The organism is Mycolicibacter minnesotensis, from assembly GCF_010731755.1.
GTDB classification, from domain to species: Bacteria; Actinomycetota; Actinomycetes; order Mycobacteriales; family Mycobacteriaceae; genus Mycobacterium; species Mycobacterium minnesotense.
This window is the reverse complement of sequence record NZ_AP022589.1, coordinates 1,403,159-1,415,860: the sequence shown is the minus strand read 5'-3', so window position 1 is coordinate 1,415,860 and position 12,702 is coordinate 1,403,159. Positions and strand designations below refer to the sequence as shown.

Sequence of the window (12,702 nt, the reverse complement as noted above, 5' to 3'; positions counted from 1 at the left end):
CGTCTCCACGTCGACTGAAACGTGTTACAGATCCGGCTTTACATACTAAAAGTCTGGTTTTTCTGGCAGTAACCGACTTTGAGTTATCCACAAACGCGAATTTCATCCACAGTTGGCCATATCGGATAGCGTGATGGGCGGCGCCGGGTCACGGTGAGACGGTGAACGCAGCCGCCGGCCTGTTGTCCCTCGTCACCCAAGCGGTACTGCGTGACGAAGTGGACCGGGTGGCTGCCGCGGTCGGTGTGCGCGTGGTCCACCTCGGTGCCGCCATGCCCAGCCGCAGGGCCTGGTCGGCGGCTTCGGCCGTGGTGCTTGACCAGGAAGCCGCCACTCGCTGCGGTCCGGACCGGCTGCCGCGCCGCTCCCATGTCGTGGTGCTCACCAGCGTTTCGCCCACTGCGGTCGCCTGGCAAGCCGGGGTAGCGGTGGGCGCGCAACGCGTGCTGGCGCTGCCCGCCGATGCCAACGAGCTGGTGGCTGAGCTGGCCGAGGCCTGCGAGTCGGTGCGGGATGGCGGCCGCCGGGGTGATGTCATCGCGGTGATCGGCGCCCGCGGAGGAGCGGGGGCCTCGCTGCTGGCCGCAGCGCTGGCGCAGAGCGCTGGAGACGCACTACTGGTGGACCTGGATGCCTGGGGCGGTGGCATCGATCTACTGGTCGGAACCGAACGTGCCACCGGCCTGCGTTGGAGTGACCTGACGCAGCGCAGCGGGCGACTGACCTGGCCGGCGTTGCGCGACGCCCTGCCCCGCCAGCGCGGAGTGAGTGTCCTGTCGGGCGCGTCGAGCGGCCCCCCAGAGGCTGAGGTTCCCGACATCGACAGCGGCACTGTCGAAGCGGTCGTAGATGCGGCCCGTCGCGGCGGGATCACGGTGATCTGCGACTTACCGCGAGCGTGGATCGATCCGGTCGAGGCAGCGTTGGGCACCGCCGACTTAGCGGTGCTCGTCAGTCCCTGCGACGTGCGTTCGTGTGCGGCGGGCGCCACGATTGCGCCACGACTTCGGGCGCTGAACCCCAATGTCGGCCTCGTGGCGCGTGGACCGGCCCCGGGCGGACTGCGTGCTGCGGAAGTGGCCGAGATCGTCGGGCTTCCCCTGCTGTCCTCGCTTCGGGCCGACCCGCGGCTGGCTCAGCGACTGGAATACGCAGGTCTGAGGTTGCACCGGCGTGCCCCGCTGGCGTTGGCGGCCGGTCGGGTCCTTGCTGTACTGCCTGAGCGGAAAGCCCTGGTGTCATGAGGGATTCGCTGATCGACCGGGTCCGGGAGCGCCTCGCGGCGCAGTCGGGGCAGCCGTCGGAGCTGGGCCCGCAGACGGTGGCCGCCGCTATCCGCGCCGAATCCGGCGGTGTCCTGGGCGATACCGAGATGCTGTCCAATCTTCGGGTGCTGCAGACCGAGCTGACCGGCGCCGGAGTGTTGGAGCCCCTGTTGTGTGCGGCAGGCACCACCGACGTGCTGGTCACCGCGCCGGATGCGGTGTGGGTCGACGACGGCGGCGGGCTGCGGCGTACCGAGATCCGCTTCTCCGATGAGGCCGCGGTGCGGCGGCTGGCCCAGCGGCTGGCGGTAGCCGCGGGGCGCCGGCTCGACGATGCTCAACCCTGGGTGGACGGACAGCTGCGCGGCATCGGCACCGGCGAATTCACCGTGCGCCTGCATGCGATCCTGCCGCCCATCGCCGCCGACGGGACCTGTCTGTCGTTGCGGGTGTTGAGGCCGGCCACCCAGGATCTTGCCGCGCTGATCGCCACGGGCGCGATCGCGCCCGTGGCCGCGGAGTTGCTGTCCGACGTCATCGCCGCGCGACTGGCGTTTCTGGTCTCCGGTGGGACCGGGGCCGGCAAGACGACGCTGCTGTCCGCACTGCTCGGTGCGGTCGACAAGCAGGAGCGGCTGGTTTGCGTCGAGGATGCCGCAGAACTGCAACCCAGCCACCCGCACCTGGTCCGACTGGTGGCGCGCGGGGCCAACGTCGAAGGCGCCGGCGCAGTGGGATTGCGGGACCTGGTCCGGCAGGCCCTGCGGATGCGACCGGATCGGCTGGTGGTCGGTGAGGTCCGAGGCGCCGAAGTGGTCGACCTGCTCGCCGCCTTGAACACCGGCCATGACGGTGGTGCCGGAACAGTGCACGCCAACAACCCCGCCGAAGTACCTGCCCGGCTCGAAGCGCTTGCCGCACTGGGTGGTCTGGACCGTGCCGGACTGCACAGTCAACTGGCTGCGGCGGTCCAAGTTCTGGTGCACGTCGCGCGGGGGCGAGACGGCAGGCGCCGACTCACCGACATCTCACTGCTTCGCCGTACCGATTCCTGGCAGGTTGAGGCGGCACCGGTGTGGCAGGCCGGACGCGGTCCGGCTGGCCATATCGGCGAACTGCGCGACCTGCTGCGCGATCGGCTGCCCGCATGATTGGCTCGGCGGTCGCCGCGCTGGCGTTGGCCGCGGCGCTGCTGCTGGGAGCTTCACCGCGTGGGCGACTCGTGTCTGACAGCCGCCCGCGCGCCGGAAGGGGTGACCGACGGGCCGGTCGATGGAGTCTGCTCGTCGTGGCGATCGGCGGGGTTGCGCTGGCTGGGCTGGCTCTACCGCTCGGCGCCTGGCTGTCCGGGCTGGTGGTGGCGGCCACGGCTGCGGTACGGCGGCGGCGCGGCCTTCGGCGTAGACGGGCGGACGCGGAGTCACGCGCCTGGGAAGCCGCACTGGAGGTCCTCGTCAGTGAGCTGCGTGTCGGGGCACACCCGTTGCGGGCCTTCACCATCGCGGCCGCCGAATCCACCCACCCCGGGATCGCGGCAGGACTGGGCGGCGTTGCCGCTCGTGCCCGCCTGGGCGCCGACGTCGCACACGGTCTGCGTGACGCGGCGCACTACTCGGCGATGCCCGCACAGTGGGAGCGGCTCGCGGCCTACTGGGAGCTCGGGGGACGGCACGGCTTGGCGATCGCCAGCCTGATGCAGGCCGCGCACAACGACATCGCTGCCCGGCGCAGATTCTCGGAGCGCACCGCGGCCGGGATGGCCGGTGCTCGTGCGTCAGCGGCACTGTTGGCCGGGTTGCCGGTGCTCGGTGTACTGCTGGGCCAATTGATCGGCGCGCGCCCGGTCCTCTTCCTGCTCAGCGAATCGGGTGGGGTGTTGGCGCTGATCGGGATGAGCCTGGTCTGCTCGGGCCTGTTGTGGTCCGACCGGATCACCACCCGGTTGGGCGGTGCCGCGTGAGTGGCGCTGCGCTGTTGCTGGCGGTCGCGGTGCTCGCCGCTGCAGGACCGTCGACGGTCCGGTCACGGGCTGGATCACCTCGGGCGCAGCCCCCGTCGCCGCGTCGGGCCGATCCGGGGGCCGACGCACTGACGCTGGCCGCGGACCTGGAGGTCTTCGCGCTGTGTCTGAATGCGGGAATGTCGGTGTCGGGCGCGGCCGCGGCCACCGCCCGGCATGCGCCGCCGCAGCTGGCGGGTGCCCTGCGCCGCGGCTCGGATCTGTTGGCGCTCGGTGCCGAACCGGGAATCGCGTGGTCGGAGCCTCACGTGCGCGCCGGCGGCGCCGCCGACCCAATGACCAGCGCGGTGCTGCGCTTGGCCCGGAGATCGGGGTCCTCCGGCGTGGCGTTGGCTGCGGGCCTCGGCGAACTCGCCGTTCAATACCGATCCGAGGCTGCGGACAGGGCCACGGCTGCCGCGGAGCGGGCCGGGGTTCTGATCGCCGGGCCGCTGGGGTTGTGCTTCCTGCCTGCCTTCGTGTGCCTGGGCATCGTCCCGGTGGTGGCCGGACTGGCCGGCGATGTCCTGCGGTCGGGTCTGCTGTGATCGCGCCGATGCTTCGCGGACCGGCCGCGAGAACCCAATGGGTGTTGATCAAGGAGTCGCTATGAAAAGTGTTATTCCACAGGTGCGCAACCTGTTTCGAGGAATCGGTCTGAAGCTGGTGCTATTCGCTTCCGACGAATCCGGGATGTCCACGGTTGAATACGCGATCGGCACCATCGCTGCAGCGGCGTTCGGTGCGATCTTGTACACGGTAGTCACCGGGGATTCGATCGTGGCAGCGTTGAATCGGGTAATCGGCCGCGCGCTGAGTACCAAAGTCTGACAGGCGATGTCCGGCCGTGAGAACTACGCCGACGACGCCGGCGCCAGCACCGTCGAGGCGGCGTTCGCTTTGGCGGCGCTGGTCTCGGTGCTCGTGCTCTGTCTGGCCGGCATCAGCGCAGTCTCTGCCCAAATCCGCTGTATCGACGCAGCGCGGGAAGCGGCTCGGCTGGCAGCGCGCGGAGATGTCTCGGCGGTCACAGTCGTGGTGCGGCAGATCGCGCCGGCCGGCGCGACGGTGCGTCTGCATTCCGAAGGCGCCATGGTGGTGGCTCGGGTCACCGCTCGACCTATTCTGTTGCCCGGCTTGGCTATCGCAGCCGAGGCCGTCTCGGCGGCCGAGCCGCAGGGATGAGGAGGGCGGAGCCACGGTGGCCGCCGCGGCAATGATCGCCGCATTGCTGAGCCTGACCGGCGGCGGATTCCTGCTCGGCACCGCGGTGATCGCACGGCACCGTGCACAGGCCGTCGCCGACCTGGCGGCACTGGCCGGCGCCGGCAGGGTCCCCGCTGGACCCGCGAGCGCGTGCGCGCAAGCCTCAGTGCTGAGCTCGCGGATGCACGGGAGCGAATTCAACTGCACGGTCGATGGGCTCGATGTGGTGGTCACCGTGGCGATGCCCGTGCCCGGCTGGCGGCTCGGCCCCGCTCGGGCGGCGGCGCGAGCCGGCCCTGTTGGCTAAGGCGCTTCGCCGACGGCCCAGCCCGCCCCGGTGACCTCGGCCTCGGTGGGCATGCGGAGCGCCACCAGCCCGGCCATGGTCCCCTCGTCGAGTTCCACCTGGGTGACGGTTACGTGGACCGGCGCCCAGCCGCCGTCCTTCTGGCGCAGCCGCAGCACGCCGCTGACCGGCGCCCGCGAGCGAGCCATGTCGGTCTCCATCCGGGCGGCCTGCGCCTGGTCGTCCGGGTGAACTCGCGATGCCGCCGGGCTGCGCCAGTCGTAGAGCGGGCACGGCCCATCCAGCCACTTCAGCAGTCGCCGATTGGCCAGGTCGCCCATGGCCCGGTACACGCCCGGCTGAGCCAGCGCGTGCAGGATCTGCTGCGCCAGGAAATCGGGCCGAGCAGCCGCGCCCTCGAACTGGCCGCGCCAGTTCATGCCGCGCGACACCAGATGTTCCCGCCCACCGGCAACGGGCTCACGCGCTGTGCGCACCACGAAACCCACCCGGATCACCTCGCCGTGAAAATCGGTGACGTCCCAGCTACTGCAAATGGTCTGGCCAGGTTCGGGCCGGATCGCCAGGGCCAGGACCTTGTTCTCGTTGGGGGTGAACTCGCGGGCCGGCAATTCCTCGACGAACGCCCGGCCGTGGGTGGCCTCCACTTCCGGGTCTTTACCGCTGTTGGCCAGCGACTCTCGGGTGTCGGTGGCCACCCCCAGGGTCAGGTCCCACTTCAACGGGCCCGGGATGGGCCGCTCGGGCGGCTCCATATCGGCCGGGCCGGTCCAGACGTGCACGCCGTGCACCCGACCGTCGGACATCACCACCGGTTCGGTGCGGATCACGCGATCACGGCGCGTTGTGATGCTGGCCAGGGCCTGCCCGGAGCGCACCGACTCCGCGACCGCCGTCTGGATCGCCGCTAGGTGTGGGCTGCGTCGCAGAAACTGCGCAAGCGGCACCAGATTCTTCAGCTGACGGCCTTGCGCGACGACTGCTGATTCACCACCGAGTGTCTCCACCAGCAACCAGTCGTGCGTCATAATTCGTCGATATTACGGCTAGTGGCCGTCTACCAGCATTAACAGTGAATAATTTGCCGGAATCAGGGCGGATTGCGCACAGGCGGACGATCCGCCGAGTTGCGAAGGATCCGGTCTAGCCGGTAACTTACGGCCGCATCCGGTCCTGTATCGGATTGGGAACGGATCGCATCTCTCGACCGTTCGTCTTACTGTCCCGCGTGTTCTCTGCGCGCAGACGCCCGTCGCTGCGATACAGCTGGCGGGGTAAGGGCTCGGGGGAGTCGGCCGTTCGGGGGGTCGGCCGACTCCCGCAGTTATCTCAGCTCCGTGGGGCCGCTTCGTGCGAGCCGTCGAGCCTGCCGAGTACCAGTCGCAGCACCCGCACCGCACCGTCCTTGTGCAGCGGTTCATTGCCGTTGCCACATTTGGGTGACTGCACACATGAGGGACAGCCCTGTGGGCATTCGCAGGATTCGATCGTCTCCGCCGTCGCGGTCAGCCAGGTGGTCGCGGCCCGGAAGCCGCGCTCTGCGAAACCTGCGCCGCCAGGGTGGCCGTCATAGACAAAGACACTGGGCATACCGCCCAGCTCGTCGGGGCCCACCGCGGTGGACAGGCCGCCGATGTCGCCCCGATCGCAGCTGGCTACCAGCGGCAGCAGGCCGATCGCCGCATGCTCGGCGGCATGCAAGGCGCCGGGGATGGCGGGCTCGTCGACCCCGCACTCAGCCAGTGCCTCAGCGGTCACGGTGTAGACCACCGCCATGGTGGGCAGCGTCGCTGGAGGCACCTCCAAATCGACGAAGTCCAGGACTTCACCGGTCGGCAGCCGCCGCAGGTAACCGACGATCTGGTGGGTCACTGTCACCGGTACCAGGCCAAGACAGACCGGGCCGAACCAGGCGCGTTCACCCTCGCCGGTCACCTCGATGGCGGTGATCTCACGCGCGAACGTGGCGTACCCGGGATCCTCGGCGTGGACGAAGGCGATCTGGCGTTCAGGGTCCAGTGAATCGACCAGGTAACTCTCACCCTGATGCAAATACACCGCGCCGGTGTGTACCGTGGCCGCCGCGCGGCCGGCGTCGACGCTGCCCAGCAGTCGCCCGGTGTCGGCTTCGACGATCACCACCTGCCCGCCGGCCGATCCGCGGATGTCCACCGTGGCGTGCGGATCGAGTCCCGGCGCCGGGAAGTATCTCTCGGCGCGCCGCCGTAGCAATCCATCGCCGACCAGGTCTGCGGCTACCTGCTCTGCGCCCAGCTGCGTCACCTCGGCGGTGGTCAGCGGCAGTTCGGCTGCCGCGCACAGCAGCTGCGGCCCTAACACGTAGGGGTTGACCGGGTCGATCACCACCTGCTCGATCGGCTTGTCCAGCAGTGCCTCGGGGTGATGAACCAAATAGGTGTCCAGCGGGTCGTCGCGAGCAACCAGCACGATCAGCGCGGTCTGCCCGCGCCGGCCCGACCGGCCGGCCTGCTGCCAGAACGAGGTCACGGTGCCGGGAAACCCGGCGATCACGACGGCATCCAAGCCGGCGATGTCCACGCCGAGTTCCAGCGCGTTGGTGGTGGCCAGCCCGTAGAGCTGGCCGTCGGCGAGCGCACGCTCCAGGGCGCGACGGTCCTCGGCCAGATATCCAGCCCGGTAGGAGGCGACCTTGTCCACCAGGGTCGGCGCGACTGATTCCAACCGGGTTCGAGCGGCCAGTGCGGTGAGCTCCGCGCCGCGCCGTGACCGCACGAAGGTCAGGGTGCGCGCCCCCTCGGCGATCAGGTCTGCCATTACCCGGGCCGCTTCGGTGCCGGCGGCGCGTCGAACAGGCGCGCCGTGCTCGCCGGTCACGTCGGTGCGCAGGGCGGGCTCCCACAAGGCCACCGTCCGCGCGCCATGCGGCGATCCGTCCTCGGTGACTTCCGTGACGGGCTGTCCGATCAGCGCCGACGCGCTGGCGCCCGGCGACGCGGTGGTGGCACTGGCGAAGATCACCGTCGGTCCGGGTGATTCAGGTCCCGCATAACGCTCACAGAGTCGCAGCAGCCGTCGCAGCACCATTGCCACGTGCGAACCGAAGATCCCCCGGTAGTAGTGGCATTCGTCGACGACCACAAAACGCAGCCCGCGCAAAAAGACCGCCCACCGGGCGTGATTGCGCAGCAGTGAAAGGTGGATCATGTCGGGATTGGAGAAAACCCAGCGTGATCGCTCCCGGGCGAACCTGCGGATCTCAGCGGCAGTATCGCCGTCGTAGGCGGTGGGTGCCGCCGCGCCGGCCGCTCCGGCCAGGCGCGGAACCGCGGCACTCAGGCTGTGCGCCGCGCGCAGCTGGTCGTGTCCCAATGCCTTGGTCGGTGACAGGTAGAGCGCTCGGGCCCGGGGATCAGCCGCCAGGGCCTGCAGCACCGGAAGCTGGTAGGCCAGCGATTTTCCGGACGCCGTGCCGGTGCTGATCACCACGTGACGACCGGCGTACGCCAGTTCGGCGGCGGCCAGCTGATGCGACCACGGGGCCTGGATTCCGCGCCCGGTGAAGGCACTGATCACGTCGTGATCGGCCCAGGCGGGCCAGGCGCCCACGCGGCCTGCAGAGGCCGGCAGGTCGGCGACATGACGCAGGGGATCTTCACCGGTGTCTACCCCGGCGAGCGCGGCGGCCAGCAATTCGCCACCGAAATTCGCCGTCATTCATCCGTCCTCAATTGCCTGGTTTATGCGGCGGTCCCAGCTTCGCCTCTCCTACGTCGAGTCTCGCTGAACCGCCGGCCTTGAAAGCCCGCCGCCGTATTGTTCACCCCTCGGCCGAGATTTCGACACCGCAGTCTGTCCTCAGCGCCATGAACATGGTTGACTGATGGCGGTCGTAGCTTCTGTGTTCGTGTTAAGCCTTCGCAGGATCTGTGGTTGCGGCCGCAGTGCCCGCGGGGGATTGGTTGGGTGGCAACACCGGCCGACCGCAAGGGTACGGCGGTCGGAACAGGCCCGGGGCAGCGAAATGCGGTGCCCCGAACAACGGTGCCCCGCACCGAGCAAGAAGAGTAAGGAAAGATCGACAAATGCCACAGGGAACTGTGAAGTGGTTCAACGCGGAAAAGGGCTTCGGCTTCATCGCACCAGAGGACGGCTCGGCTGACGTGTTTGTCCACTACACGGAGATCCAGGGAAGCGGCTTTCGCACCCTTGAGGAGAACCAGCGGGTGGAGTTCGAGGTTGGGCAGAGCCCCAAGGGCCCCCAGGCCACGGGCGTCCGCGCCGTCTGAGCCACGGAATTTGACGTCACCCCCCGGGCAGCTCCCGCCAATGGAGCTCATCCGGGGGGTTTCGTTTCGGGCGGGTAAGGCCGCCCCGGGCGCCGCCGGATGGTGCACCGGCTTACTGTCGGTGACGTGAGCCAGCTTTCCTTCTTTTCGGCCGAGTCGGTGCCGCCCAGCGTTGCCGACCTCGCCGGGGTGCTGGCCGGCCCGGGCCAGGCAGTTGTGGTGGGTGACGCAGCGCGACTGTCGGTCGTTGTCGATGCCCAGTGGCGCGCCGTGGCGCTCGCTGAGCTGATCGAAGAGGCCGGCCTGGTGCCCGAAGTGACCCGCACCGAGGAGGACACCCCGCTGGTGCGGACGGCCGTCGACGCACGGCTGCGTCCCCTGGCTCAGGCGTGGACGCGCGGCGCGGTCAAGACGGTGCCGCCGCAATGGCTGCCCGGCCCACGCGAGCTGCGCGCCTGGACGCTTGCGGCCGGGACGGCCGAGGACGACCGGTATCTGCTCGGGCTCGACCCCCATGCACCGGACACGTTCGAGCCGCTGGCCTCGGCCATGATGCGGGCAGGCATCGCGCCTACCCTGATCGGTACCCGGGGGAGCCACCCGGCGCTGCGGATCACCGGCCGGCGCAGGCTGTCGCGGCTGGTGGAAAACGTCGGGGAATCACCTGCTGACCCCGAAGCGTTGAGGCAATGGCCGCGTGTCGGAGCCTCGATCCCGGGTCATGGGGATGGGCTTTGACAGAATGCACTGCTGAACGCCGGTTTGCGTCGGCGCGGTCGTGAGTGCGAGATTGTCAGTTGTCCACCGCCAGCATGACCTGGCGGTGCAGACAAGAAGTGGAGTGGTAAACGCAAGGTGGCTGACTCTAAGACGGTGAGCGCCCGCAATGGCGATAAGACACCCGTGCGGCGGCTCGTCATAGTCGAGTCGCCTACCAAGGCACGGAAAATTGCGGGCTACCTGGGCAGCAACTACGTCGTCGAGTCCTCCCGAGGGCATATCCGCGACCTGCCGCGCAACGCTGCCGATGTCCCGGCCAAGTACAAGACGGAAGCGTGGGCACGCCTCGGCGTCAACGTCGACGCCGACTTCGAACCGCTTTACATCGTCAGCCCCGACAAGAAGAGCACGGTCACCGAGCTCAAAGGCCTGCTCAAAGACGTCGACGAGCTCTATCTGGCTACCGATGGTGACCGCGAGGGCGAGGCGATCGCCTGGCACCTGCTGGAGACCCTGAAGCCGCGTATACCGGTCAAACGGATGGTGTTCCACGAGATCACCGAGCCGGCCATCCGCAACGCCGCCGAAAACCCCCGTGACCTGGACATCGATCTGGTGGACGCGCAGGAGACCCGGCGTGTGCTGGACCGGCTGTACGGCTACGAAGTCAGCCCGGTGCTGTGGAAGAAGGTCGCGCCGAAGCTGTCGGCCGGTCGGGTCCAATCGGTGGCCACGCGCATCATTGTGCAGCGCGAACGCGAGCGGATGGCGTTTCGCAGCGCGGCCTACTGGGACGTGGTCGCCCAACTGGACGCCAGTGTCTCCGATCCGACCGCCTCTCCTGCCACCTTCACCGCCCGATTGGTCGCGGTCGACGAACTACGTGTGGCCAGCGGCCGCGACTTCGACTCGCTGGGGGCTTTGAAGAAGCCGGATGAGGTGCGGGTGCTCGACGAGGCCGCGGCCACCTCGCTGGCGGCCGGGCTGCAGGGCGCGTCGCTGGCCGTGACGTCGGTGGAGGAGAAGCCCTACACTCGGCGGCCCTACGCGCCGTTCATGACCTCGACGTTGCAGCAGGAGGCGGGCCGCAAGCTGCGGTACTCCGCCGAGCGGACGATGAGCATCGCCCAGCGGCTCTACGAAAACGGCTACATCACTTACATGCGTACCGACTCCACGACGCTGTCGCAGTCGGCCATCGATGCAGCCCGCACCCAGGCTCGCCAGCTCTATGGCGAGGAGTACGTGTCGCCGTCGCCACGCCAGTACACCCGCAAGGTCAAGAACGCCCAGGAAGCTCACGAGGCCATCCGGCCGGCCGGCGAGACCTTCGCCACCCCCGACGCGGTCCGCAACGAGCTGGGCAGCGACGAGTTCCGGCTCTACGAGCTGATCTGGCAGCGCACCGTCGCCTCGCAGATGGCCGACGCCCGCGGCACCACGTTGAGCCTGCGAATCGGCGGGAACTCCGGGGCTCAGCAGGTGACGTTTGCCGCCAGCGGTCGCACCATCACCTTCGCGGGCTTCCTCAAGGCCTATGTGGAGACCGTCGACGAGTTGGCCGGCGGTGAAGCCGACGACGCCGAGCGGCGGTTGCCGCAGCTGACCCAGGGCCAGCGGGTGGATGCCGCCGAGGCGAACCCGGACGGTCACGCCACCAACCCGCCAGCGCGGTATACCGAAGCGTCGCTGGTGAAGTCGCTCGAAGAGTTGGGCATCGGACGGCCGTCGACGTACTCCTCGATCATCAAGACCATCCAGGACCGCGGCTACGTCTACAAAAAGGGCAGCGCACTGGTCCCGACGTGGGTGGCGTTCGCTGTGATCGGCCTACTTGAGCGGCACTTCGGCCGGCTGGTCGACTACGACTTCACCGCGGCCATGGAGGACGAGCTCGACGGGATCGCCGCCGGGCGTCAGCGCCGCACCGACTGGCTGCACAACTTCTACTTCGGCGGCGACTACGGGGTGGAAGGCTCGATTTCCCGGGCCGGCGGCCTGAAGAAGCTGGTCGGGGTCAACCTGGAGGGCATCGACGCCCGCGAGATCAACTCGATCAAGCTCTTCGACGACGCCGAAGGCAGGCCCGTCTATGTTCGGGTGGGCAAGAACGGGCCCTACCTGGAACGGATGGTCACCGGTGACGACGGCGAGCCGACTCCGCAGCGGGCCAACCTGGATGACTCACTCCCGCCGGACGAGTTGACCCTGGCGCTGGCCGAGGAACGCTTCGCCACCCCGCAGGAGGGCAGGTCGCTCGGGGTTGACCCGGCTACCGGCCACGAGATCGTCGCCAAGGACGGCCGCTACGGCCCGTACGTCACCGAAGTCCTGCCGCCGCCGCCGGACGACGAGTCCGGAGCGACGGCCAAGAAGGGCAAGAAGCCGGTCGACCCTAAGCCCCGCACCGGCTCGTTGCTGCGGAGCATGAGCCTGGAAACCGTCACTCTCGACGACGCACTGAAGCTGCTGTCATTGCCACGGGTGGTGGGTGCCGACCCGGAATCGGGCGAGGAGATCACCGCACAGAACGGTCGCTACGGGCCGTATCTGAAGCGCGGCACTGACTCTCGGTCGCTGGCCACTGAGGAGCAGATCTTCGAGATCTCTCTTGAGGACGCGCTGAAGATCTACGCCGAGCCCAAGCGTCGTGGCCGGCAGTCGGCTGCGGCTCCGCCCCTGCGTGAACTGGGCGCCGATCCGGCGAGCGGCAAGCCGATGGTGATCAAAGATGGCCGGTTCGGTCCGTACGTCACCGACGGCGAGACCAATGCCAGCTTGCGCAAGGGCGACGAGGTGGCCTCGATCACCGACGAGCGTGCCGCGGAACTGCTGGCCGACCGGCGAGCTCGCGGACCGGTCAAGAAGGCTGCCAAGAAGACGGTCCGCAAGGCCCCGGCGAAAAAGGCGCCCGCCAAAAAAGCTGCGAAGCGCTGA

Annotated in this window: 12 protein-coding genes; 10 read left to right on the top strand and 2 right to left on the bottom strand. The window is 68.8% G+C overall.

Annotated elements, in window-relative coordinates:
- Nucleotides 1–161: 161 nt before the first annotated feature.
- From ssd to G6N09_RS19890, 7 genes are all read left to right on the top strand, one after another.
- Complete coding sequence (gene ssd, locus G6N09_RS06695; RefSeq protein WP_109558925.1) at nucleotides 162–1,244, top strand: septum site-determining protein Ssd; 1,083 nt, start codon at nucleotides 162–164, stop codon at nucleotides 1,242–1,244.
- A complete protein-coding gene (locus G6N09_RS06690; protein ID WP_083026092.1) occupies nucleotides 1,241–2,416 on the top strand; it encodes a TadA family conjugal transfer-associated ATPase in 1,176 nt (391 codons plus the stop codon). The genes ssd and G6N09_RS06690 overlap by 4 nt, the downstream gene beginning before the upstream one ends.
- Nucleotides 2,413–3,225, top strand: a complete 813-nt coding sequence (locus G6N09_RS06685) for a type II secretion system F family protein (protein WP_083026090.1) — start codon at nucleotides 2,413–2,415, stop codon at nucleotides 3,223–3,225. Before G6N09_RS06690 ends, G6N09_RS06685 begins: the two co-directional genes overlap by 4 nt.
- Nucleotides 3,222–3,812 carry a type II secretion system F family protein gene (locus G6N09_RS06680; RefSeq protein WP_179959882.1) on the top strand — a complete coding sequence of 197 codons (591 nt, stop codon included), beginning with the start codon at nucleotides 3,222–3,224 and terminating at the stop codon, nucleotides 3,810–3,812. Before G6N09_RS06685 ends, G6N09_RS06680 begins: the two co-directional genes overlap by 4 nt.
- A gap of 61 nt (nucleotides 3,813–3,873) precedes the next feature.
- Nucleotides 3,874–4,095, top strand: a complete 222-nt coding sequence (locus G6N09_RS06675) for a DUF4244 domain-containing protein (RefSeq protein WP_275985184.1) — start codon at nucleotides 3,874–3,876, stop codon at nucleotides 4,093–4,095.
- Between the two features lie 6 nt (nucleotides 4,096–4,101).
- A complete protein-coding gene (locus tag G6N09_RS19895; protein WP_083026086.1) occupies nucleotides 4,102–4,449 on the top strand; it encodes a TadE family type IV pilus minor pilin in 348 nt (115 codons plus the stop codon).
- A gap of 16 nt (nucleotides 4,450–4,465) precedes the next feature.
- Nucleotides 4,466–4,777, top strand: coding sequence for an Rv3654c family TadE-like protein (locus G6N09_RS19890; RefSeq protein ID WP_234807019.1), 312 nt, complete (start codon nucleotides 4,466–4,468; stop codon nucleotides 4,775–4,777).
- Here G6N09_RS19890 and G6N09_RS06660 read toward each other — a convergent pair.
- Complete coding sequence (locus G6N09_RS06660) at nucleotides 4,774–5,805, bottom strand: PAS domain-containing protein (protein ID WP_083026082.1); 1,032 nt, start codon at nucleotides 5,803–5,805, stop codon at nucleotides 4,774–4,776. The two genes, G6N09_RS19890 and G6N09_RS06660, sit on opposite strands and share 4 nt — an antisense overlap.
- A gap of 301 nt (nucleotides 5,806–6,106) precedes the next feature.
- Nucleotides 6,107–8,473, bottom strand: a complete 2,367-nt coding sequence (locus G6N09_RS06655) for a DNA 3'-5' helicase SftH (RefSeq protein ID WP_083026080.1) — start codon at nucleotides 8,471–8,473, stop codon at nucleotides 6,107–6,109.
- A 368-nt stretch (nucleotides 8,474–8,841) separates the two neighbouring features.
- On the opposite strand from G6N09_RS06655, the gene G6N09_RS06650 reads away from it, so the two are divergent.
- The 3 genes from G6N09_RS06650 to topA all read left to right on the top strand — a co-directional run bounded on the left by G6N09_RS06650 (nucleotide 8,842) and on the right by topA (nucleotide 12,702).
- Nucleotides 8,842–9,045: a cold-shock protein gene (locus G6N09_RS06650; protein WP_005138711.1), complete on the top strand. Its 204-nt coding sequence runs from the start codon at nucleotides 8,842–8,844 to the stop codon at nucleotides 9,043–9,045.
- Between the two features lie 126 nt (nucleotides 9,046–9,171).
- A complete protein-coding gene (locus G6N09_RS06645; RefSeq protein ID WP_083026162.1) occupies nucleotides 9,172–9,783 on the top strand; it encodes a hypothetical protein in 612 nt (203 codons plus the stop codon).
- A gap of 135 nt (nucleotides 9,784–9,918) precedes the next feature.
- Nucleotides 9,919–12,702: a type I DNA topoisomerase gene (gene topA / locus G6N09_RS06640; protein ID WP_234807018.1), complete on the top strand. Its 2,784-nt coding sequence runs from the start codon at nucleotides 9,919–9,921 to the stop codon at nucleotides 12,700–12,702.

What these genes read in the sequence shown, in the direction of transcription:
- G6N09_RS06655 (WP_083026080.1), bottom strand. Translation starts at nt 8,473, where the DNA reads ATGACGGCGAATTTCGGTGGCGAATTGCTGGCCGCCGCGCTCGCCGGG.
- G6N09_RS06660 (WP_083026082.1), bottom strand. Translation starts at nt 5,805, where the DNA reads ATGACGCACGACTGGTTGCTGGTGGAGACACTCGGTGGTGAATCAGCA.
- G6N09_RS06685 (WP_083026090.1), top strand. Translation starts at nt 2,413, where the DNA reads ATGATTGGCTCGGCGGTCGCCGCGCTGGCGTTGGCCGCGGCGCTGCTG.
- G6N09_RS06675 (WP_275985184.1), top strand. Translation starts at nt 3,874, where the DNA reads ATGAAAAGTGTTATTCCACAGGTGCGCAACCTGTTTCGAGGAATCGGT.
- G6N09_RS06650 (WP_005138711.1), top strand. Translation starts at nt 8,842, where the DNA reads ATGCCACAGGGAACTGTGAAGTGGTTCAACGCGGAAAAGGGCTTCGGC.
- G6N09_RS06690 (WP_083026092.1), top strand. Translation starts at nt 1,241, where the DNA reads ATGAGGGATTCGCTGATCGACCGGGTCCGGGAGCGCCTCGCGGCGCAG.
- G6N09_RS19895 (WP_083026086.1), top strand. Translation starts at nt 4,102, where the DNA reads ATGTCCGGCCGTGAGAACTACGCCGACGACGCCGGCGCCAGCACCGTC.